Origin of the sequence: Algoriphagus sediminis (assembly GCF_030403435.1) — a bacterium.
Taxonomy (GTDB): Bacteria; Bacteroidota; Bacteroidia; order Cytophagales; family Cyclobacteriaceae; genus Algoriphagus; species Algoriphagus sediminis.
In genome coordinates, this window is record NZ_JAUEPH010000001.1 from 195,349 (window position 1) to 218,649 (window position 23,301).

General features: G+C 40.7%; 19 protein-coding genes. 14 read left to right on the forward strand and 5 right to left on the reverse strand.

The features are described from left to right. Window positions 1–30: 30 nt before the first annotated feature. On the reverse strand, window positions 31–1,212 hold the full coding sequence (locus QVH07_RS00880; protein WP_289998701.1) for a proline dehydrogenase family protein: 1,182 nt from the start codon (window positions 1,210–1,212) through the stop codon (window positions 31–33). A gap of 144 nt (window positions 1,213–1,356) precedes the next feature. Between QVH07_RS00880 and QVH07_RS00885 the strand changes: the two genes are divergently transcribed. The 9 genes from QVH07_RS00885 (at window position 1,357) to QVH07_RS00925 (ending at window position 10,395) form a co-directional block, all read left to right on the forward strand. Next, window positions 1,357–2,436, forward strand: a complete 1,080-nt coding sequence (locus QVH07_RS00885) for a bifunctional 3-deoxy-7-phosphoheptulonate synthase/chorismate mutase type II (RefSeq protein WP_289998229.1) — start codon at window positions 1,357–1,359, stop codon at window positions 2,434–2,436. A 402-nt stretch (window positions 2,437–2,838) separates the two neighbouring features. Beyond that, window positions 2,839–3,936 (forward strand): chorismate mutase, encoded by a 1,098-nt coding sequence (locus QVH07_RS00890; RefSeq protein WP_289998230.1) that lies wholly within the window; start codon window positions 2,839–2,841, stop codon window positions 3,934–3,936. A gap of 65 nt (window positions 3,937–4,001) precedes the next feature. Next, window positions 4,002–5,042, forward strand: a complete 1,041-nt coding sequence (gene aroB, locus QVH07_RS00895) for a 3-dehydroquinate synthase (RefSeq protein WP_289998231.1) — start codon at window positions 4,002–4,004, stop codon at window positions 5,040–5,042. A gap of 1 nt (window position 5,043) precedes the next feature. Then, window positions 5,044–6,279 carry a 3-phosphoshikimate 1-carboxyvinyltransferase gene (locus tag QVH07_RS00900; RefSeq protein ID WP_289998232.1) on the forward strand — a complete coding sequence of 412 codons (1,236 nt, stop codon included), beginning with the start codon at window positions 5,044–5,046 and terminating at the stop codon, window positions 6,277–6,279. Next, a complete protein-coding gene (locus tag QVH07_RS00905; RefSeq protein ID WP_289998233.1) occupies window positions 6,269–7,099 on the forward strand; it encodes a prephenate dehydratase in 831 nt (276 codons plus the stop codon). The genes QVH07_RS00900 and QVH07_RS00905 overlap by 11 nt, the downstream gene beginning before the upstream one ends. Next, window positions 7,096–8,241, forward strand: a complete 1,146-nt coding sequence (locus QVH07_RS00910) for a pyridoxal phosphate-dependent aminotransferase (RefSeq protein WP_289998234.1) — start codon at window positions 7,096–7,098, stop codon at window positions 8,239–8,241. The genes QVH07_RS00905 and QVH07_RS00910 overlap by 4 nt, the downstream gene beginning before the upstream one ends. Window position 8,242: 1 nt before the next feature. After that, the gene (locus QVH07_RS00915; protein WP_289998235.1) at window positions 8,243–9,091 is read left to right on the forward strand and encodes a prephenate dehydrogenase; all 849 of its coding nucleotides are present in this window, start codon (window positions 8,243–8,245) and stop codon (window positions 9,089–9,091) included. Between the two features lie 84 nt (window positions 9,092–9,175). Further along, window positions 9,176–9,865, forward strand: a complete 690-nt coding sequence (locus QVH07_RS00920) for an SIMPL domain-containing protein (protein WP_289998236.1) — start codon at window positions 9,176–9,178, stop codon at window positions 9,863–9,865. A gap of 140 nt (window positions 9,866–10,005) precedes the next feature. Next, window positions 10,006–10,395 carry a protease inhibitor I42 family protein gene (locus tag QVH07_RS00925; protein WP_289998237.1) on the forward strand — a complete coding sequence of 130 codons (390 nt, stop codon included), beginning with the start codon at window positions 10,006–10,008 and terminating at the stop codon, window positions 10,393–10,395. A gap of 2 nt (window positions 10,396–10,397) precedes the next feature. On the opposite strand, the gene QVH07_RS00930 is transcribed toward QVH07_RS00925, so the two are convergent. Further along, window positions 10,398–10,961: a Pycsar system effector family protein gene (locus QVH07_RS00930; protein WP_289998238.1), complete on the reverse strand. Its 564-nt coding sequence runs from the start codon at window positions 10,959–10,961 to the stop codon at window positions 10,398–10,400. Between the two features lie 208 nt (window positions 10,962–11,169). Here QVH07_RS00930 and QVH07_RS00935 point away from each other — a divergent pair, with 208 nt between their 5' ends. The 3 genes from QVH07_RS00935 to QVH07_RS00945 all read left to right on the forward strand — a co-directional run bounded on the left by QVH07_RS00935 (window position 11,170) and on the right by QVH07_RS00945 (window position 14,602). Continuing rightward, window positions 11,170–12,054: a dienelactone hydrolase family protein gene (locus QVH07_RS00935; RefSeq protein ID WP_289998240.1), complete on the forward strand. Its 885-nt coding sequence runs from the start codon at window positions 11,170–11,172 to the stop codon at window positions 12,052–12,054. Between the two features lie 18 nt (window positions 12,055–12,072). Then, the gene (locus QVH07_RS00940; RefSeq protein ID WP_289998242.1) at window positions 12,073–12,819 is read left to right on the forward strand and encodes an NYN domain-containing protein; all 747 of its coding nucleotides are present in this window, start codon (window positions 12,073–12,075) and stop codon (window positions 12,817–12,819) included. A 244-nt stretch (window positions 12,820–13,063) separates the two neighbouring features. Further along, window positions 13,064–14,602 carry a thiol-activated cytolysin family protein gene (locus QVH07_RS00945; protein ID WP_289998243.1) on the forward strand — a complete coding sequence of 513 codons (1,539 nt, stop codon included), beginning with the start codon at window positions 13,064–13,066 and terminating at the stop codon, window positions 14,600–14,602. Between the two features lie 24 nt (window positions 14,603–14,626). On the opposite strand, the gene QVH07_RS00950 is transcribed toward QVH07_RS00945, so the two are convergent. Further along, window positions 14,627–17,218 carry a serine/threonine-protein kinase gene (locus tag QVH07_RS00950; protein WP_289998245.1) on the reverse strand — a complete coding sequence of 864 codons (2,592 nt, stop codon included), beginning with the start codon at window positions 17,216–17,218 and terminating at the stop codon, window positions 14,627–14,629. 1 nt (window position 17,219) lies between these two features. Next, window positions 17,220–17,771, reverse strand: coding sequence for an ECF-type sigma factor (locus QVH07_RS00955; RefSeq protein WP_289998246.1), 552 nt, complete (start codon window positions 17,769–17,771; stop codon window positions 17,220–17,222). A 170-nt stretch (window positions 17,772–17,941) separates the two neighbouring features. On the opposite strand from QVH07_RS00955, the gene QVH07_RS00960 reads away from it, so the two are divergent. Together QVH07_RS00960 and QVH07_RS00965 are read left to right on the forward strand one after the other, a co-directional pair. After that, on the forward strand, window positions 17,942–19,459 hold the full coding sequence (locus tag QVH07_RS00960) for a M20/M25/M40 family metallo-hydrolase (protein WP_289998248.1): 1,518 nt from the start codon (window positions 17,942–17,944) through the stop codon (window positions 19,457–19,459). A gap of 37 nt (window positions 19,460–19,496) precedes the next feature. Next, window positions 19,497–21,023, forward strand: coding sequence for a sulfatase family protein (locus tag QVH07_RS00965; RefSeq protein WP_289998249.1), 1,527 nt, complete (start codon window positions 19,497–19,499; stop codon window positions 21,021–21,023). A 15-nt stretch (window positions 21,024–21,038) separates the two neighbouring features. Here QVH07_RS00965 and QVH07_RS00970 read toward each other — a convergent pair whose 3' ends face one another. Continuing rightward, the gene (locus tag QVH07_RS00970) at window positions 21,039–23,297 is read right to left on the reverse strand and encodes a helix-turn-helix domain-containing protein (RefSeq protein WP_289998250.1); all 2,259 of its coding nucleotides are present in this window, start codon (window positions 23,295–23,297) and stop codon (window positions 21,039–21,041) included. Between the last annotated feature and the right edge of the window lie 4 nt (window positions 23,298–23,301).

Sequence of the window (23,301 nt, forward strand, 5' to 3'; positions counted from 1 at the left end):
TCTTTATGTATTTTTTGTATTGATCTTATTCTAGTTTGCCCTTGACTTGCGTCTTGCTATTTCCTTCTTGATAAGTTGAAATTCCCTGCTGCTTTGACCTGCAATGCTCGAATTTTCTGAGGCTCTTCTGGACAAATAGGGCATCACTTTTTCAACTGGGCCATAGGGCACATATTTCACCACTCTGTAACCTGCATTGACAAGATTAAAAGAAATATTATCGCTCATTCCATACAATTGCGAAAAAAACACCCGATCCGAGTTTGGGTCGATCTCATGTTGATCCATCAATTCAGTCAAATGATAATTGCTGTTTTCATTGTGTGAACCCGATACCAGATAAACCCCATTTGCCATAGCGTACTCCAGAGCCAAATCGTAATCCCTGTCAGTAGCTGCCTTATTTGGTTGGATGGGATCGGTGTAGCCGAATTCCTCAGCCCTTTCCCTTTCTTTTTCCATATAGGCACCCCTTACAGGTTTAGCACCGAAGAAATACCCTTTGGTACGTGCAGTTTCATTTGCATTTTTGAGCCTCTCCAGGGAATCATGGCGATACATTTGGAAAGTATTGTAAACCACGCATCTCTGCTGATTATACTTTTCCATGGCCTCATAGGCCAAATCATCAATCACATTTTGGAACCAGGATTCTTCGGCGTCAATAAGAATTTTTAATCCCAGATCGTGAGCAGCTTTGCAAAGCTTATCAATTCTAGCCTTCATTCTATGAAAGGCAGCCTGCTCCTCCAGATTCAAGATTTCCCCACTTTGAAGTTTTATCATATGATGATAATCTCCAAGTCCTGTGACTTTAAACACCCCAAAAGACATGTAGTCAGTCTTTGCTGATTCGACTAAAGTCTGGTAAATCTCTTCTGTAGTTCTGTCAAAACTTTCCTCATCCCCTTTCCCCTCAACTGACAAATCCAAAATAGATTCTATCCCGAAATCAGCCAGTTTCTTAGCTGCCTCAATACTTTCGGCAATCGTCTCACCACCACAGAAATGACCAAACATCGTGGACTTCAAAATTGGTTTTACTGGGAGTCCGATTTTGAAAGACAGGTTTGTCAAAGCTATCCCAAGGTCCGAAATAAACTTATTGTTCAACAAAGAAAACACGAGGTGCATTCGTCTCAATTCCGCATCAGATTTTGAGGCAAAAGCAATTTCCAGATTATCAAAAGAAACTTTGGGTTTTACAGGCATCGCTTCCAAATAAAGGTGCAAAGATATCAAAAAAACCTCTTTGGGTTTTGAAATGTTATGAATATTGCGAGTTCAAAATTACCTATGAAAGATAGTTCTAGACTAGCCCATAATCGGATCTATCCAACTCAAGCAATTCATCCAATGATATCGAAACTCTTCAATAAAAAGGAAACTGATTCTGTTCAACCATTTATCATCTCTGGTCCCTGCAGTGTAGAAACACCTGAGCAGCTTTTTCAAACCGTAGAAGCACTTTATGAGGAAGGAGTTCGTGTATTTCGGGGTGGTGTTTGGAAGCCCAGAACCAGGCCCGGAACTTTTGAGGGCGTGGGTACGAAAGCTCTCCCGTGGATTAAAGAGGTGAAGCAAGAGTTTGATATCGAATTTGCAATAGAAGTGGCTTCAGCAAGACATGTGGAAGAAGCCCTAAATGTCGGAATAGATATTCTCTGGATTGGAGCACGTTCTACGGTAAACCCCTTCACGGTTCAGGAGATCGCAGATAGTTTGGAAGGAGTCGATGTACCTGTTCTTATTAAAAACCCGATAAACCCCGATCTTGGATTATGGCTAGGTGCCTTCGAAAGAATTCATGCTGCAGGTATTGAACAAACCGCAGCTATCCATCGAGGTTTCAGCAACTTCAGGGAAAAAGTTTATCGAAACTCACCAAACTGGCAAATACCCATTGACTTCAGGTCGGAGTTACCCCAAATACCTATGATCTGCGACCCCAGCCATATTTCTGGAAAAAGGCAATTGGTGCCGATCGTATCCCAGAAAGCACTGGATTTGAATTTCGATGGGTTGATGATTGAATCACACATTAATCCAAATGAGGCATGGTCAGATTCAGACCAACAATTGAGTCCGAAAGCTCTTGGATTAATGATAAGAAGTCTTCAAACCAGAAAAGTGCATTTTGAAGAAAAAGATAAACAGCAAAAGCTAAATGAAATTAGGGACCAAATCGATCAGGCAGACCATGATCTTCTGGAAGCAATTCATCAAAGAATGGCTTTGGTGGAAAAAATTGGTGAATTTAAAAAACTGAATAATGTAGCGGTTTTAGACATGGATCGGTGGAAACATATTCTTCAAACTCGACCGGACTGGGCCAGAGAAATGAGTTTAAATCCTACTATGATTGAGGAAATGTTTGGATTAATACATCAAGAATCGATTAAACGACAAACAGAAATCATAGACCCGAAAAACTAAAGAATGGTATTATTGATCCTTTTGGAAGGATAAATCAATTCAGAATCAGAAAAAAATTAAACTTTTTTATTCGGTTCTTTATTTGGATGATTATATAGAATTTAAAATTATCTTCCGTTTCGTAGGTAAATTTTTATTCTTTTTAAAAAGAAATAATGATTGTCTCATTTCATTAGAAGATTCTCAAAAATAGCATCCTTTATTTGGTTTTGTTTTTAAAAAGGCCGGATATACATTTGAGACATGTTAATCATTGCCGCTCTATATTTTAGCTTCTTTTACTTTTACTTTCTTGACCGAGAAAGAATCGGAGCTGCGTATCAAATAGTCAAATACTAAATAGAAAAATAAAGCAAAGCCCGATTCGAAAGAGTCGGGCTTTTTTCATTAATACTCAAAACTATGAAATCACACAAGCAAATTAAGGATTGGGGACTAGGATTAGACACTCCGTTGATTATTGCAGGACCATGTAGCGCAGAATCTCCAGAGCAGATCGAGCAAATCTGCAAAGAAATGAAGGAGGCCAATGTACTTCCTCACCTATTCAGAGTAGGTATTTGGAAGCCAAGAACAAGACCGGGGAGCTTCGAGGGAATTGGCGAGGAAGGTCTCAAATGGATGGAAATTGTAAGACACCAACTGAATATTCCTGTTACCACCGAGGTAGGAAATGCCGGACATGTGGAAATCGCCTTAAAAAACAATGTGGATGTACTTTGGATCGGAGCAAGAACGACGGTTAATCCTTTTGCTGTTCAGGAAATTGCTGATGCCTTGAGAGGTGTGGATATTCCCGTGATGGTCAAAAACCCAATGAACCCAGACCTTGATCTTTGGATGGGAGCTATTGAAAGGATGCATGCTGTGGGGATAGAGAAGTTAGCTGCAATCCACCGTGGGTTTTCCGATGCTTATGACAAGCGATTCAGAAATAAGCCAAATTGGTCGATGCCGATGCACTTAAAAAGAAAGTGGGAAGGAATGGAAGTGATAAATGATCCAAGTCATATCGTAGGTAAGCGGGATGGAATACTGGAAATTTCACAAAGAGCCATGAATTTCGGCCTGGATGGATTGATGATCGAAACTCATCATGACCCAGACAACGCATGGTCTGACGCAAAACAGCAAGTTACTCCGAAAGCCTTGAAGGAAATTTTATCAAAAATTGATTTCAAAAAGCCACTAGAGGAGCAGCAGCCTAGCGAAAGACTAAATGATCTAAGGAGGGCAGTAGATCATATGGATGACCAGCTTTTGGACATTCTTCAGGAGAGATTTGCAGTGATAGATCAGATTGGTGAGCACAAAAGGGTAAATCATCTCACAGTATTTCAGTCTGATCGATGGAAAGAAGTAATGGAAAGCCGGACACAAAAAGGTGTGAAAAAGAACCTGAGCGAAAAATTCATGAAAGAGTTGCTTTACTGTATTCATGAAGAATCTGTAAAAAGACAGGAAAAGCAGCTTCGCGAGGCAGAGCCCATTAAAAAATAATGGATATTTAGAATGGAAGGCTAGCTTGTGAGTCTTCCATTTTTTTGATCTCAAATCAAGTCAAATTGAACAAAATACTTTTCTCAAAAAACCTGACTCCGGAAATTCAGGAGATTACCCGGGAAATTAACCCATCTCAGATTTTACTAATCTGTGATGAAAACACCCATACCCATTGCCTACCTAAAGTTGGAAACCTAGAAATTCCGGATGAAAATGTCTTCGTGGCAACTCCCGGCGAAGGAAACAAGAATCTCAAAACGTGTGAATTGATTTGGGATATGATGACAAAGGCCAAATTGGACAGAAAAGCACTTGTGATCAATTTAGGCGGAGGGGTGATCACGGATATGGGTGGATTTTGTGCATCTATTTACAAAAGGGGAATTCGATTTATTAATATTCCCACCACTCTTTTGTCTCAAGTGGATGCAAGTGTCGGTGGAAAGTTAGGGATCGATTTTCAAGGATTAAAGAATCATCTGGGGGTTTTTAATGAACCGGAGGCGGTGATAGTCTCCCCTGAATTTTTAGAAACTCTTCCAAAATCAGAGTTAAGGTCTGGCTTTGCTGAGATCATGAAACATGGCCTGATATCGAATAGTGACTATTTTGATTCCTTGGATCTTACAAACTGGAAGCATTCCAACTGGCCAGAAATTATTCGAAAATCCGTAGAGATCAAACAGCTGGTAGTGGTTAATGATCCAAAAGAAACAGGCCAAAGAAAAATTTTAAATTTTGGACATACCATCGGCCATGCTTTGGAGAGCTTTTATTTGGATGGATCTAATCACTTACTGCACGGAGAGGCCATTGCAATTGGGATGATTTGCGAAGCTCATTTATCAAATGTGATCAATGGAATGTCCGAAGAAGAACTTGAGAAAATAACAGGGGCTTTTTTGACCGTTTTCGGCAAAAATGATATTCCTGAAGAGGATATTGAATCCATCGTAGATTTGTGCCTACAGGACAAAAAGAATGAAGGAAACAGCCTTCTTTTTTCCTTGCTAAACTCCATCGGAGACTGTGCATACAATATCCCGGTGACCAGATCTCAAATAGTTCAATCCATTCAGTTTTACAGAAATCTAGCCTCCTGAAATGTCTGATATTCTACTTCTTCAAAAGGAAAAATTTACTTTTCATAAGATCTCCCTTCCCGCCTCCAAAAGCGAATCCAACAGGGCGCTGATCATTGATGCATTGACGAAGGGTGAGAACAAACTTACCAATCTCGCCGAGGCTAGGGACACCCAAACAATGATCCGTCTTCTGAGAGAAGATGGTCCAGTTTTCGATGTTTTAGACGCTGGAACCACCATGAGATTTCTTACAGCATATTCAGCAATTGCTGGAAAGCGGAAGGTGTTGACAGGAACGGACAGAATGTGCCAAAGACCTATCGGGATTCTTGTCGAGGCACTAAAAGAACTAGGAGCGAGTGTGCATTACTTAACTGAGGAGGGATATCCGCCACTAGCAGTCAATGGCTTCCCTGAGCAAAAAACAGATAAAATTGTAATGCGAGGCGATGTTTCATCTCAATACATATCTGCTATCCTCATGGTAGCTCCTACTCTGCCAAACGGACTTGAACTCGAGCTGGAAGGAAAAATAGGCTCCAGAACCTACATCGAAATGACCCTTGAATTAATGTCAAATTTCGGGATCAAGTACAAATGGATAGACCGAACAATAAGTATAAAACCTCAAGAATATAAGGCCACGGCATTTGCAGTAGAAAGTGATTGGTCAGGAGCCAGCTACTGGTTTAGCCTTCTTGCTTGTGCCAAAGAGGGGTCTTTCTTTTTAGAAGGGCTGAAAGAAAATAGCCTTCAAGGAGATTCTAAGATTGTGGAAATCATGGATTCCCTTGGAATCAAAAGTGAATTCAAAAAAGAGGGTGTTTTACTCACAAAACAAGAGGTCTCAGGACTTCAAGAGTGGGATTTCACCCATTGCCCAGATTTAGCTCAAACCGTGGCAGTGACATGTGCGATTTTAGGCCAAAATCCAAAATTCACTGGATTAGAGAGCCTTAGAATTAAGGAGACAGATAGAATCTATGCCTTGCAGCAGGAGCTGGGGAAGTTCGGGGCAAAACTCATTGAAAAAGAAAATGAAGTTTTTGAACTGATCCCGTCATTTTCGATGCCCCACCGAGTCACCATTGAGACCTATGATGATCACAGAATGGCCATGGCTTTTATGCCTTTACTCTCGAAGACCGATGTGGAGATCAGAGACTTAGAAGTAGTGAATAAATCTTATCCGAGCTTCTGGAAGCATTGTGAATCCATCGGCATTAAAACAAAGATCACTTCACATGAAGTCTAGCAAAGTTATTGCGATTCAAGGAATCCCGGGTTCATTTCATCATCAAGTGGCCCTTGAAAACTTTGGAGAAAAGGTAGAAATCCTATATCTGGATTCTTTTGAGGAGGTGGCTCAAAAAGTAGTTTTGGGTATCGCAGATGAAGGAATTATGGCCATAGAAAATTCTATAGCTGGAGCTATTTTTCCAAATTATGACCTCATCGATAGCCAAGGGCTTTCGGTCTGTGGGGAGTATTATCTTCCCATCGCTCATCAATTGATGGCTTTGCCTGAGCAAAAAATAGAAAATTTAAGGGAAGTTCAGTCTCACCCGATGGCTCTACTCCAATGCAAAAAATTTCTATCCCAGTTTCATAACCTAAAACCCAAAGCAGCAAGGGATACAGCTACCGTTGCGAAGGAAATTTCTGAAAATAACATTCAAGGAATTGCTGCCATAGGCAGTAAAATCGCTGCGGATATTTATGGGCTGAAGGTTTTGGCAGAGGATATTCAAACTGTCAAAAATAACTTCACTCGATTTATTTTTCTCAGTAAGGAAGAGAATCTGATTGAGGAAAGCCATTCGAAAGCTTCCCTAAAAATTACGATTAAGAATCAGCCAGGATCTTTGGCAAAACTCCTGACCAAAATTCATGAATTCAATCTTGACTTGAGCAAAATTCAGTCAGTGCCGGTGATAGAAAAACCCTGGGAATATGCATTTTTCATTGATATTCTTTTTGAAAGTATTTCAAATTTCAAAAAGTGCATGACTGAGATTTCCGAGACTCTTGGGGAGGTAAAAATTATTGGAACCTATGAAAAAGGAATGAAATGAAAGGTTTTTCAGATCGGATAGCAGGTGCCAAAGAATATTACTTTTCTAAGAAATTGAAAGAAATCAATGAGATGATTTCAGCCGGTAATGATGTGATAAATTTCGGAATCGGAAGCCCGGATCTGCCACCACCGCAGTCGGTGGTTGATGCCCTGAACCAAGCTTCAAACCTCCCATCGGCACACGGTTATCAAAGCTATCGGGGAATCCCTGAGTTGAGGAAGGCTATGTCTGCCTACTATCAAAAGTTCTTTGGGGTCGCCCTTGATCCCGGCTCAGAAATTCTACCTTTAAATGGTTCTAAGGAAGGGATCATGCATATCAGTATGGCTTTTTTAAATCCTGGGGATGAAGTACTCCTCCCAAATCCGGGCTACCCTACTTATGCTGCCACCGCAAAGCTGGCCCAAGCCAAACTAAGGCATTACAGCATGAAAGAAAATGGTCCGGATTTAAGGCAAATTGAAAAGGAAGGAGTAGAAAAAGTAAAACTCATGTGGATAAATTTTCCTCATATGCCCACTGGCCAATCTCCCAGTAAGAAGCTTTACCAAAATCTATTTGATTTCGCCAAAAGGAATGAAATTTTATTGGTGAACGACAACCCATATGCTCATATCTTAACAGAAAAACCATTAAGCCTAATGCAGATCAAAGGTGCACCCGAGAAATGCTTGGAGCTGAATTCACTGAGCAAATCGTTCAACATTGCCGGATGGAGAGTCGGAATGGTTTCTGGAGCAGAAGAAAAAATTGACTCGATCTTAAAGGTAAAGAGTAACATGGACTCGGGAATGTTTTACGGCCTTCAAAGGGGTGCTATTGAAGCCCTGCAATCGGACGAGAGCTGGTTTGAAAATCTGAACCATATTTACTCCAAAAGGAAAAAGCTAGCTATGGAGCTGGCATCAACTCTGAATTTGTCTTTTAACCCAGAACAATCGGGTCTTTTCCTCTGGGCAAAAATTTCGGGAGATGAAAAATCAGAAGAGTTTACTGATCGCGTTTTGGATCAGAAAAATATATTCCTAACACCGGGAAGTATTTTTGGCAGCGAGGGAGAGTCATTTATACGGATTTCACTTTGCGTTCCTGAAAGTAGTTTCGAACAAGCGATCGATAGGATAAAAAACAAAAGTTAAAATGAAAAAAATACATATCACAGGACTGGGATTATTGGGTGGTTCATTTGCCTTGGCGGCAAAACAGAAATTCCATGAATTAGAAATTTCCGGCTGGGACATCAATGAGCAAAACCTTCAGGATGCTCATATTCTTGGGATGATTGACAAAACACAAGAGTTTCCTGAAAAGGATACCGATTTAGTGATCCTTGCGACTCCCGCAGACACCTTGACAGATCTGGTAAGTACCATGCTAGATAAGGCAGGAGATGGAACTTTGGTAATTGATTTAGGTTCAACCAAGGGGAGTATCTGTTCAGCTTTGTCAGCCCACCCTAAAAGAAAACAATATCTGGCCGGGCACCCTATCGCAGGAACTGAGTACTCTGGGCCAAGAGCTGCTTTTCCGGAACTTTTGAACCGAAAGGTGATGATTCTCTGTGAAATGGAAAAAACTGATCTTCATTTGAAAGAAAAGGCTTATGAGCTTTTTGATGCATTAAATTTAAAGCTGAGGTTCATGGAACCCGAAGAGCATGATAAGCAGCTCGCTTTCGTTTCACATTTGTCTCACATTTCTTCTTTCATGCTTGGTAAAACAGTACTTCAAAAAATGGAAGACGATAAAAATATTTTTGATATGGCTGGGTCGGGCTTTGCCTCCACAGTACGTCTGGCTAAATCAAGTCCAGCCATGTGGGCACCAATTTTTTCTGAAAATAGAATGAATATTCTCGAAGCCTTGGATGGTTACATAGAAAACCTCCAAAAATTCCGTTCAAAGATCTCAGAAAACGAATCAGATGAAATGAAAAAGGAAATGGCGGAGATAAACTCAATTCGAGATATTCTGGATTTACAGTCCTAGTAGAAAAGGAATTCACAGAACTTAACAACAGAGCATTCAAGTTGGCTTCAGTTTTGATAAATTAATGTTTAAACCCAAATCAATATGAAATCAATACTGACCTCCATTCTATTTTTGTTCTTTGTTTCGATGGCTTTGGCTCAGGAAGAAGCCTCCATCCCAATTATCGAGGTGCAGGGTTATAGCGATCGGGCCATAGCACCAGATGAAGCAATTTTCACAATAACTCTAGAAGAAAAATCTATGAGGGTGAATGATGCTGTAGATGTTTTAAAACAAAAAACTGAGAACCTGGCAAAAGAGCTTAAAAGGAACAAAATCAAAGATTATAAGCTTGTGGCTGATAATTTCTCTGTGGATTTAAACCGAGTTTATAGAAAAGGCGAATCAAGAGATAGTGGATACGTGGCTCGACAGACTTTGAGAATAATCACGAACAGCAAAAACGAAGACCTTCAAGGGATCGTGGAATCTATTCAGGATGCAGGGGACATGAGTTTTAACCTACATTTTCAGATTTCTGAAAATACCAGAAAATCCATTGATAACGCCCTTTTGACAGAAGCACTTCAGGACGCACAGGAAAGAAGCCGATTAATTGCGACGGCTCTTGGGTTAAGAAGCCTTACTGTTCACAAAGTACAGATTGTAGGCCAGTCTGCAGGTGGACCAAGAATGATGATGGCTGCGGCAGCCTCTGATTCTCCTGAAATGATGATCAATCCTGATGATCAAAAAATCAGCAAAAGAGTCCTGATTAAATACACATATTAAGGATCTAATAAAAAAAAATCAGCCCGGGACGATCAGGCATTTATTCCATAATTTCTGGAATATTCATAAAACTGGTATCGTTAGTGTTTTTGAAAGAATAAAGCTAAATTCTATTATCTAATTTTTTTAAACCCAGAATAATGAAATATGCAAAGGTCTTAGAAGTTTTTAGTACGGAAATTAGAGTTTCAGTGGCTCTATTTATTTTTCTACTCGTTTCCTGTGGACCTCAGAATCCGAGGAGAGAAACGATTGAGACCAAGTCAGGCGAGCAATTCTATATTGAATTACCTTCTAAGCCCACTTCTGGAAAAAAATGGTTTTGGGTAAATAAGCCCGATGTAAGCCTGGTAGACTCTGTCGGTTTTCTCCAAGAAGTAAGTCAAACACGTACTGGAGATGAGGCCGGAATTGAAATGTGGAATTTTGAGGCAATGGGTACAGGTAGCGAAACTGTGATTCTCGAGTTTAAAAAATCAATGGAGGCAAGTCCAAAACAAAAAAGAATTTACACCATCAATATCCGCTAGAGTTAGTAGAGAAGCTGAAGTAAAAAGGCTCCTACTCCTATAATTAGTCCCATACTAAAAACCTGATAGGCTCTTCTTAGGAGCTTGTATTTTTGATTAAGCACCATGCTTTGATAATAAAGGGTAGTGGACATCTGATCCTGGATGTCCTTTCTAGAAGTCAAGGTATTGTTAATTTCGTCCAGATATTCATCCTTCGTAAAGGTCGATACCGAACCAAAAAAGATTACCGATCTTTTCACCTCCGCATTTACTTTGTTCTTTGCCAAAATTTTTGGTTTTGCTGCCTGCACAGCAATAATAGTGGAAGAAAGGCTCATCAAAAGGAAAAGCATCATGGGGATAAAAGTCATCAGATTAGTAATATCCACCTCATTATTCAGAGATCCATAGCCTACCAAGGCAACCATGGACGATATCACTAAGGCATTAATACTTATGATTATATTGGCCTTATTATCTGCGATTTTAAGAAGCTGAGCGTTGTTATTGAATGCAACTCTATAGAATGTCTGCCTCTCCCGGGCAGTTTTCTTTTGACCTTTCTTCGGTTTAACTTCTTCCATTAACATATCTAGGAATTAGGAATGGGGTAATATACAAAAATATCATTGAGAGCAATTTAATCGATGATTTTCAATTGATTAATAAAAATAATAAGATCAGAAAAAGTATTTCCATTTATATCTCCAATGGACAAATTATTCCTCCATACATCCCAGAATCTGATTAAACCATTCGATTTTTGATTAACTTTTAGAAAACACTACAATCATGAAACCACTCAAAAAAGAAGAAATCAACCAAGAAGTTTTTGACCTTTATGATGCTTATGCACATAATAAGTTGGACCGTAGATCATTCGTTGAGAAATTATCTGCATATGCTGTAGGTGGTGTCACTGTGGCTGCTCTTATGTCAGCGATGATGCCTGACTATGTTACTACCCAGACAGTAGCTCCGGATGATGAAAGAATTGAATCTGATTACATCATGTATAACTCTCCAAAGGGTGGTGGGAAAATAAAAGCTTTGTTGTCCAAGCCCAAAGGAACCGGAAAAAAACCAGGAATCGTCGTGGTTCATGAAAACCGTGGCCTGAATCCATATATCGAGGATACTGGAAGACAAGCTGCAGTAGACGGATTTATTACTGTGGCACCAGATGCTTTAACTCCTTTGGGAGGCTATCCTGGAAATGACGATGAGGGAAGGACTATGCAGAGACAGAGGGACAGAAACGAAATGCTCGAGGACTTTATCGCAGCATTTGACTATTTGAAAAATCATCCTGATTGCACTGGGAAAGTTGGAGTAGTTGGGTTCTGTTTTGGAGGCTGGATATCCAACATGATGGCAGTGAGACTACCAGACCTTGCAGCAGCAGTCCCCTATTATGGTGGACAGCCCAGTGCAGAGGAAACAGCAAACATAAAAGCTCCTCTACGCTTGCAATACGCCGGGCTGGATGAACGAGTAAATGCAGGTTGGCCAGACTACGAAAAAGCTTTAAAGGCCAATGGGGTAGATTATAAAGCCTATTTTTACCCTGATACCAATCATGGCTTTCACAACAATACTACAGCGAGATATGATGAGGCCGCTGCAAAACTTTCTTGGGAGAGGACAATTTCCTTTTTCAGGGAAACCTTATCATAATTTCACTTACAAACAATTATGGACGAAAAGCGATTTCACATTGCAGTGTTAATAGATGGAGATAATGCCCAGGCAAAGCTCATCAAAGAAGTACTTGCAGAGGTATCCAAATACGGAAAGGCTACCATCAGGAGGATTTATGGGGATTGGACAACTCCCCAAATGAATAGCTGGAAAGAAACCATCAACCAGCATTCTTTTAGCCCTATTCAAAAGTTCTCTTACACGACAGGAAAAAACTCAACGGACAGCTCCATGATCATTGATGCCATGGATATTCTCCATGGAAAAAGTATCGAGGGATTCTGCATCGTATCAAGTGATAGCGACTATACTGGTCTAGCCAAGAGAATTCGGGAAGAAGGGAGGTTTGTCATGGGTATTGGTCGAAGGATTACTCCCAAAGCATTTATAAAATCCTGTGAAATCTTCACTTACGCTGAAAATCTTTCCAGTGGGAGTGGAGAAAAGCCACAACCAAAAAAATCTAAGGCTGAAGGAAAAGAAGCTTCCATTACTGATAATGGAGAAAGTGATGTTTTGGATTTGAATCTGATTAAAAAAGCTTACGACATCGCAAGTGATGAAGATGAAGAAGTGCACGTATCAAAAATTGGTGCGGCACTAAGAAAAATTGACCCCAGCTTTGACCCCCGGTCCTATGGGTTTAGAAACCTTACAGAGCTCTTTCGTAGTCTTAAGGATTTTTCCGTGGTCAAAAATGTGGTGAATGGATTAAATTATCCATTGGTTAAGAGAAGATAGATTGGTCAATTCAATCTTTATTTCTGAACGAATGGAATAATTCACTGCCTTCTTGTAGAGATTTTTCGAAGATTAATGAAAAGATCCTCCGCTTTGATATTTTTAAAAGAAAATAAAATCTAAAAATGGCCTCAAATAGTTCTGAGGCCATTTTTTTATTTTTTTTAAAAAAACATTAGAATTACGTTACCACTTTAGAGGGCTTTTGTCGCCTATAGAGATATAACCAAATTTTCTATACGCCATGAAAGCATTATTTCAAAACAACCTTAAGGCAGTTTTTTCCTTAGCCTTTTTAGTATTCGTAATTAGCTCCTGTGACTTAGGAGGAAGTGATGAACCCATTAAAATCTCCCCTGATGCTCAGAGCATCACGGAGTATGTTCAAAACCTGCAAGCAGATAATGCGAGTATTTTAAACGTCCAACAAATAAGTGGAAGTTCTCAAAGAATAGATATGGGAACCCGCGAATCGGGTTCATCGATACCAGGTGGTAACCTGGTTTGTAATACAACCAAATATGACCTCAAAAACAACTTTGAGGACGTGGCGATCCTTCGACCCACCAATGGGATAATCTACCCTGGTGCAGTTGTAATTGCCGATGAAGCAACGCTCAGAGGCCTTCCAACGCCATCTGGAATCAGTCGTGCACCTATGAAACTTAGAGTGGATTTACCCGGAATGGGAGAAAATGGAACACTGAATGTCGAAAATCCTTCTAATTCAAGTGTTCAAACATCAATAGATGAATCTCTGGAATGGTGGAATGCAAATGCCTATCAAGAGGGATACGTCAACGCGGCTAATTCCAGTTATGTTGCTAAGACTTCCTATAGCTCTCGCCAGGTAAGTATGGACCTAGGTTTAAATGTGGACTGGGCTGGAGGGGATGTAGAGTCCCAATTCAATTTTCAGTCCACCAACACGGAGCGAGTGGCGATGATGTCTTTCAAGCAGGTTTTCTATTCTGTGAGTATGGACCCGCCTAGTAACCCAGGTGAGTTTTTCGGACCTGATGCCAGCCTTACCGAGGTAGAGCAGGCATTTAAAGCAGATACTCCCCCAGCATATGTTCAGTCTGTTAGTTATGGACGAATTATCATGTTTCGAATGACTACCACAGAATCTGCCACAGATGCAGAGTTAGAAGGTGCTATGAACTATATGACTGGTCTTAAGCAAGTCTCAGGAAGCGTTGAGGCGAAGTATAAGTCCATCTTGAATAAATCTAGTATTACTGTGGTCACCATTGGTGGAAATGCTGCGGTCGCTTCGGAGGCAGTGACTGCCAAAAACTTTGCAGATCTTAGCTACATCATCACAGGGGAAAATGCTGTATACTCAAGGAATAACCCTGGGGTACCCATTTCATACAAACTTCATTATATGAAGGATAATACCACTGCTAAACTGGGTTACACTACTGAGTACGAAGTGAGAACCTGTGAGGAAAATAAGTACCCAGCCAGAGATATCAGTTTAAACAATAAAAATGGATTCCTAGGAGTAACTGTTCGCTTCACGGTGAATTACAAGACTCAAACAGATGGAATCACATATAACCGAAGCTTAGGTAGTGGGGACATTAAAACCAACACGAAAAAAACCAAAACTGTCCCTGCAGGAGCCTATGATATCCGGCTTACAGTAGAATACAAGGACGGATTGAAATGGAAGTTCTTGGGGGATGGAACTTATAGTCGACCGACCAGGGTATGTCTGGAAACCACTATGAACACCCTCAAAACCCAAATCTATTTAAACACGGTAGGGTGTTAAATCAAAAGCTAGGGGTTAGTTACCTCAACCCCTAGCTGTTATTTCTCTTTGGTATAATTCAGCTTTTTCTTGATCCTGGATTTCAAGATAGGCTGTAATTAAAGATTCATATACCGCCAACAAATCATTTTCAAATTCAACACTTTTCGCAAATGACTCCTTTGCCAGTTCCAAATATTCTATGGCGGTAGAATAATCCCCAAGGTTCATCAAGCATTCACCGAGTGCTTGTTGGCTTTGGGCTATTAAAAAATGACCTTCTGGAAGAGCCTCTTGTCTTATTTGAACACCTTTTTCAAATAATTGTCTGGCCTCCTGAAGGTTATTTTCTTTTACTGCAAGCTTTGCCAAAGCCAGATAGGGATTGGCTTGTAGCCTGTGATCTTCCGGTAATAGCTCCCTGTATAGTTCCTGGCTTTCTTCAAAGTGAATTCTGGCAGACTTATAGTCACCAGCAAGCATCTCTGAGTTTCCGAGGTTTCCAAGAATCCCAGCATAATAATAATGGCTCTTTCCTAGCAAAGAATCTACTACTTCGAGACAAGTTTTATAAAGAAGCACAGCATCTTCGGATCTGTCCAATCTATTGTACGACCTTCCCAAGTTTGACATGCTGGCAAGGGTTTCCACATGATAATCACCTAAAATAGATCGCCTTTGCTCAAGCGAATTCTCGATATACCGGGTAGCCGATTCATAATCTCTTTTGTCCAGAAATAAACTTCCCAGATAATTATATGTATAGGCAATTTCCAGATGAGGGGCATCAAAAAGTTCTTCTTTCATAGCTAAAGCTTCCAAAAGCATTTTCTCGGCAGTTTCTAAATCCCCCAAACCCCGAGCACTGGCACCCACCATATGGGTTACAAAGGCCAAATCCTTATTTGGAACCTCCGTGAACTCAGTATAAACATCATAAGCTCTTTTGTATAAAGAATCAGCAAGCTCGTAATCTCCAAGTTCATACACGGCGTTTCCATACTGAGCTAGGCTATTTGCCAAATAATAAGGGTCTACTTCTTCAATTTGCAGGAAATTTTCAACAGCCTTTTTGGAGAGGACCGCTGAGGTGTCTATCTGACCTACATAATAATATCCTTGAGCAACCTGCACCAAACTATTATATATCTCTTCTGCTTCAACCTCTTCATCAAGATTGATCTGATAGGCCTCGGCTGCGAGGCTTTGTCCTTTTTCATAGCTCCCAAGATTATAAAATATAGGGACCATTCTCGCAAGCATATCTGCATAGAGCTTAGGGTTATCCTTGAGATTCTTTCGGATATCCTCCACCCCAGAATTAAGCAGGTTAACAGCAGTAATCGTATCAGCTCCACCCACATTCGGATCGGCAGCCATAAAAACGTCAGTCATTAACTCCGTGATTTTCTGTGCCCGATCTGCCTCCTCCTGAGCGATATTTCTCTGCTCTCTAATTTCGAATGTGTAATAAAACCCCATCGAAATCAATACCAAAGCCGCCACACCAATTGAGGTGAGCACCTTACTGTTCCTTCGGAAATATTTCTGACCAACATACCTCCAATCTCTAACTCTGGCTGAAACTGGGAAGTCGCGGAGGTAATCCTGTAAATCACGAATGAGCTCATCAACTGATGAATACCGCTTATCTATTTCAATGGCAGTAGCAGCCTGACAAATGGCTTCTAAATCCGCTCGAAAATGAATATTTTCTTTTTGCCATGATAAATCTAAAAAGGACTTTTTGCCCGAAATAATAGCTGCTTTAAGCTGGTCTCTGTCCTTAAACAACCCTTCAAATGGGTGCTTCCTAGAAAGAAGTTCCTGTAAAATAATTCCAAGCGAATAGACATCTGAGGTTGTATTGGGCTCCTCCTTTTTGATCTGCTCGGGAGAGGCGTAAGGAAGCGTAAAGCTCCCATCTTTCAATTCTGTCTCCTCAACAAGTTTTGACACCCCAAAATCCAATAATTTAGGATTCCCACTAGGGTCAATCAGAATATTTTGAGGCTTCAAGTCTAAATGAGCTACCAGAGATTGATGAGCAAATTGAACTGCTAAACAAACTTTTAGGAAAAGCTTCAACCGTTCAGTAACGGATAGACTATGAGAATTAGAATAATCTGTAAGGCTTTGGCCTTCCACCCATTCCATGGTAAAAAAAGGTCTTCCTTCTTCAGTGAATCCGCCATCGTATAGCCTTGCAATTCCCGGGTGATTGAGCTTTGCTAAAATCTGTCTTTCTCGCTCAAAAAATTCCCGATGCTTGGAGTTAAGCATTTGAGATTTCAAAAGCTTAATTGCAACGGTTTGATCGAATTGACCGTCTGCACGTTCAGCGCGAAAGACCGAACCCATGGCCCCTTGGCCAATAATTTCTTTCAACTCGAAAGCTCCGATTCTTTCCCCGATAAGGTCAGGATCATGACTCCATTCTTCGATTAAATCCATTGGACTTTGACCGAATATGGAATTTGAATTTTGATCTGCCTTTAGTAGAGAAACCAGGGAATCATAAACTTTAGGATCAGTATCATGGATTTCACTTAGTAATTCTTCTCTTTCCCCTGCTGATTTTTCGGTCAACAAATGAAAAAGCTCTTCGACCCTTTCAAAGCTTATGTCCTTACTCATCTTAGGCTTGGCTCAATTCGTTACTAAGCCATGCTTTTGCCAATCTCCAGTCCCGCCGGATAGTATCAATAGATACCCCAAGCATGTTGGCTATTTCATGGTGCTTGTAACCTCCAAAAAAATGATACTCGACCACCCTACAGTGGCGATTATTCAAACCCTTCAATCTGGTAAGTGCATCGTTCAAATGAATGATCTCCTCTGGTGTGGTATTAATGGCATGATCCACCTGACCATAGGTGAGCTGGATTTGATCTCCTCCCCTTTTTTGTCGGTTTTTCTGACGGGCATAATCCACCAAATATCGTCTCATTACGATGGCTGCGATGGCTAAAAAATGATTTTTATCCGTAAGCTCCTTTTTCTGCTGGTCCATTTTCATGTAGGCCTCATGCACCAAAGCCGAGGTATCTAAGGTCAATGCCTGGTATTCGGATTTAATCTTCCGGCTCGCCATGGCAGAAAGCTCCTCATAGCATGAAAGAAACATATTTCTTTTTGCTCCAAAATCAGCCCCATCAATCATTACTGTTTCTTCTCTTCCTAATCCCATTTTCAAAAAGTTTAACTCATTGTAAATTAATTCAATAGCCTAATTATTCAAATACTCTATCCCGATTTTTTTAAATAAATTCTTGGTTTTTAAATAACAGTATTTGGACAGAATTGTCTTTGGGAGCATTTTCCTTATATTTTCGATCCCTTATTCATCCATTCATTCTCATGAAAAAACTTCTCTACCTACCCCTTTTCTTGATCTCTCAGGTGATAATGGCTCAAAGTCTTTCTAAATCCGATCTAGAAGCTATGACAAGCGATCACTGGCAGCATGGCCTTGATCTTCTCAGAGAAATAGTAAGCATCCCAAATGATGCAGCATATAAAGAGCAAATAACCGAAAACTTGATTTGGTGTAAGGATCAATTTGGAGGCAGGGGCTTCTCTTTAACCGAACTTGAAACTGGAGGTTTACCACTTTTGCTTGCTGAGAGAAAAGCAGAAAATGGAGAAAAGACTATTCTTTTTTATTTCCATGTAGACGGTCAAGCCGTGGAAAAAAGCAAGTGGAATCAAGAAGATCCATTCATCCCAGTTTTAAAGGAAAAGACCAGCAGCGGTGAATGGACAGAAATTCAAATGGAAAGAGCCAACACTGAATATGATCCTGATTGGCGAATTTTCGCCAGGTCTTCCTCGGATGATAAGGGACCGATAGCTATGTTTCTCACTGCATGGGACGCCTTATCAGAAAATAATTTGAGCCCGGATTTTAATGTTAAAATCATCCTTGATTTCGAAGAAGAACAAGGGTCACCTCTTTTGCCGGAGGCGGTTAAGACTCATAGGGATAAGCTAATGGCTGATATGATGATTATCATGGATGGTCCAAGGCATATTAGCAATGAGCCCACTTTAACTTTTGGGGCTCGGGGAATTTCTACTATGACCTTAACCACATACGGGCCGGTGGTTCCTCAGCATAGCGGGCACTTTGGAAACTATGCTCCAAATCCTGCATTTATGCTCGCTCAGCTTTTGGCCTCTATGAAAAACGAAAATGGGCGAGTAAGCATCCCGGGTTTTTATGATGGGATTGAAATATCAGATGAAGAAAGAGCCGTACTTGCTGCTGTGCCGGATGATGAAGATGGAATCCGTGATCGACTTCAGATTTCCAGAATTGATGATGTGGGCAGCTATTATCAGGAAAGCATCCAATACCCTTCTTTAAATATCAGGGGGATGAATTCAGCTTGGGTAGGGAAAGAATCAAGGACGATTGTCCCATCCACTGCTGTGGCTGAAATTGATGTTCGTTTGGTCAAAGAATCTGATCCCAATCGCTTATTTAAATTGATCGAGGATCATATCCAAAACCAGGGCTTCACCATCTTAGACCATGACCCTATAAAAGAAGAAAGAATGAAGTTTGAAAAGGTCATCAAACTAGAGAAAAATATCGCATATCAGGCCTTTAGAACACCTATTGATTCTGAAGCCGGAGCTTGGCTCAGGGGTATGATGGAAAGAGCTTTTGGGAAAGCACCAGTGCAAATAAGAACTTCAGGAGGCTCAGTACCAATTTCGCCTTTTGTGGATGCCTTAGATATTCCTGCTGTCACAGTTCCAACCGTGAATGCTGATAACAACCAGCACAGTCCAAATGAAAATATCCGCCTTGGGAATTACAGAGATGGAATAAGGACTGCACTTTCCATTCTGACACAATCCTATAAATAAAGTTTCAGACATGGTCCTAAATCAAATTCCAACCCTAATGAGAGCACCTATTTATATAATTTTTTTTCTATTCATTTTCTCTTGTTCAAAGGCTCCTGTAGAAGAAGTCCTACAGAGACCCAATATCCTTTTCATCTTCGTTGATGATCATGCTTTTCAGGCTATTTCAGCATATGAAGGTAGGCTGGCAGAACTAGCTCCTACCCCGAATATCGACCGTCTGGCGGAAACGGGGATGAAATTTAACAAGGCCTACGTCACCAATTCTATTTGTGCTCCTTCTCGAGCGACAGTTCTCACTGGTTTACATTCTCACGCCAATGGTCTGAGAACTAATGGTGATGTCTTTGATGGTTCCCAAATCACCTTCCCTAAATTACTTCAGGAAGCAGATTATCAGACTGCATTGATCGGGAAATGGCACCTTAAATCTGAGCCAACGGGCTTTGATCATTGGGAAGTTTTGCCCGGTCAGGGCCACTATTACAACCCTGATTTTATTATTCCAGGAGACACAATCAAGGAAGAAGGTTATGTGACTGAAATAATTACTGAAAAATCATTGAAATGGCTATCGGAGCAGAAAAATTCCGGCAAACCCTTTATGCTAATGATGCAGCATAAAGCCCCTCATCGTGAGTGGGAAAAAGGCCCAAAGCAGCTTGAATTATATGAAGATGTGACCTTTCCAGAGCCAGATAATCTTTTTGATGACTATTCTTCTAGGGCCTCAGCGGCCAAGGAACAGGATATGACCATAAATAAGACCATGAGGCTGAGTTCAGATTTGAAGCTTTGGAGCGACGAGGACTCTGCTTCCTGGTCTTACAAGAGGACCTATGGCCGAATGAATGAGAAGCAACGCGATGCATGGGATGCTGTATACGGCCCAATTAAGGAACAATTTGAAGAAGCAAAGCTGAGTGGCACGGAACTCATAAGTTGGAAATATCAAAGATATATGAGGGATTATCTAGCGGTGATTCGAGCAGTGGATGAAAGTGTAGGAGCAGTTCTTGACTATCTGGAAGCTGAAGGGTTGAGAGAAAATACTTTGGTAGTGTACACCTCGGATCAGGGCTTTTATCTTGGTGAACATGGATGGTTTGATAAGCGGTTTATGTATGAGGAAAGCTTCCGGACTCCCCTACTTATGAGTTGGCCATCAATAATTGAAGCAGGCTCTGAAAGTGATGCCTTGGTTTCCAATCTCGACTTTGCACAAACTTTTTTGGAGATGGCGAGGGCTGAAGCACCTTCAAGTATGCAGGGAATGAGTCTTATACCAATTATGAAGGGCAAACAGCCGGAGAATTGGAGGAGCTCTCTTTACTATGCTTATTACGAATATCCGGGAGTTCATAGTGTAAAAAAACACGAAGGTGCATTTGATGGACGATTTAAACTGATCCATTATTACGAGGAAGATGAATGGGAATTCTTTGACCTGGAATCTGATCCAACGGAAATGAATAATATCTATTCAAATCCGGAAAGTCTCAATCAAATTCAAAGAATGAAAGAAGAATTAAAAAGCTTGAAACAGGAGTTTGGTCAAGAATAATTAGTTCAAAATGCATCAATTAAAGCTTCTACCAGCGAGCACCATACGTATGGTATCGTAATCGTATTTATCTTCAAAATGCCTTCTCAATTCTTGAGGCCCCTTCCCGGACTCCACCTCAGAGTTGATTTCTGAAATAGTTTCTAAGGGTAGGCACTCTTCCAGTTCTACCTTACCTTCTTTAATCCCTTTCACTAGGTGCTTTTTGATAGTGGACTCAGCAAGTCCTCTCGTTACGATTATGTCTCCTATGCTTTTTCCTTCCTTGATCAGTCCAAAAGTCAACTCATAAGTCTCTCCCACCTTTCTCTTCAAATTAGGCTTCCCGCCCTTTTTTCTTCCTGTTTTATTCGAAGTGAATTTTGGATTTTCCTCTGCAAGTGACTTTGCTTTATCTCTAAGTCTCATAAGCATCCTTGACCTCTCACGATCAAGTTCCTCGTTCTTCTTGCTTTCTGTCCCATTTAGAATAGAATCCACCACATCCGCGATCTTGCTTATATCACTGTGTTTTTTGAGTAGGGAAATCTCAAGCGTTTCCATTTCCCTCAAGTAAGTTTTGGTTCGTGTAAATCGACTGACTTCTGCAGCATGAATCAGCAGAGACTGTAATTCAGATTCAAGCAATTCTTTAAAGTAGATACTCCCCTTCTTTAGTCGCTCCTGAAGCATGGGGATATTCTGTTCTACTAGAAGTGAACGTAATTGATTAATAAATTTTTTTCCAATCTGAACCTGCTCCGAAAGCTTTTTGGCAATTGACGGAACAGCCTCTCTCATCTCAGGATCCTCAAACTCCATCGAGCTTTTACTTTTCTTCAAAAAAGCTTTGAAGTCTTTTTCCAGACCTTCCAGGTCAAAGCCATTTATCACTAGATGATGAAGGTAATTTTCTTCGCTTTGCTTCAATAATGCTGGAAGCTTCGTAGCATCCGAGACTTGGGACACGAATTGATTTACCTCTCTATCCGTGAAAAGTACGTTATCTTCAATTTTGCTCAGAAGGACTAATCCCTCGAGAGACCTCAACCTACTTAAGGCAACGTAAACCTGACCAGGAGCAAATGCCCTTCCCACATCTATAATCGCCCGGTCAAAGGTCAATCCCTGACTCTTATGAACTGTAACCGCCCATGCAAGCTTGATCGGAAAGTGGGCAAATGTCCCAACTACCTCCTCCTCCAACTCCTTACTTTGGGAATCAATTACATACTTTTTATTCTCCCATACTTCTCTCTTAAGACTATAAGGTGTATGCGAACCTTCAAAAATCACTTCGATTTCATCTTCCCTGAGTTTCTCGACTTGTGCCAGTTTTCCGTTAAAGTAATCACCTGAACCGCTAGAGTCATTTTTGATAAACATGACCTGCGCCCCTTCACGTAATTCGAGAGATTCAGCGACCGGAAATAGATTTTCAGGGAAATCTCCTTGAATATGCGCCTCATAATAGTGGGATGGTTTGAGGATGGCATCTAGTCTTTCCCGATTGATCTGATCAGCCTTATAATTATGGGTGGTCAAGGTGATACAATCCCTCATTTTCCCTACCTCGCCAGGTGATTTGTAATGACTATTCAATAAGCCTATATCCTTTTTGGTCACCTTATTATCACGGAGATTATTTAGTAGCTGAATAAACTCATCATCTTTCTGACGGAAGATTTTATCCAGCTCGAGATAGACCAAACCTGATTCCTTTAGAACTTTTGCTTCAAAAAAATGAATGCTTGAATAAAAGTTTTTTAAGACAGACCACTCATTTTCCCGAACGATAGGAGGAAGCTGGTACAGATCGCCAATCATTAAAATTTGTACTCCTCCAAAAGGGGTGGAATAGTTACGTTTTGCTGAACGCAATCTATAATCAATAGCATCCAGAATATCGGCCCGAAGCATACTGACTTCATCGATCACAAGTAAATCGATGGACTTCAAAACATTCCGTTTCAAAGAACTCATCGGATGCTTTCGGTTTAAGGTATATTGGGTGAAGCAACCGTACTTATCACTAAAAGTCCCCTCAGGTTCATTGACGGGTAGAAAAAAACCAAGAGGAAAAAGGAATTGAGAATGAATCGTGATTCCTCCCGCATTAAGGGCGGCAATTCCAGTAGGTGCCACTATGACCATTTTCTTATATGTGGTCCTTGAAAGCTCTTTCAGAAAAGTGGTTTTCCCTGTCCCCGCCTTTCCAGTCAAAAAAATCGGGGCAGCTGTATTATTGACAAATTTTGCAGCAAGCTTGAGTCTGTCTGTAGATTCCTTTTGCATTATT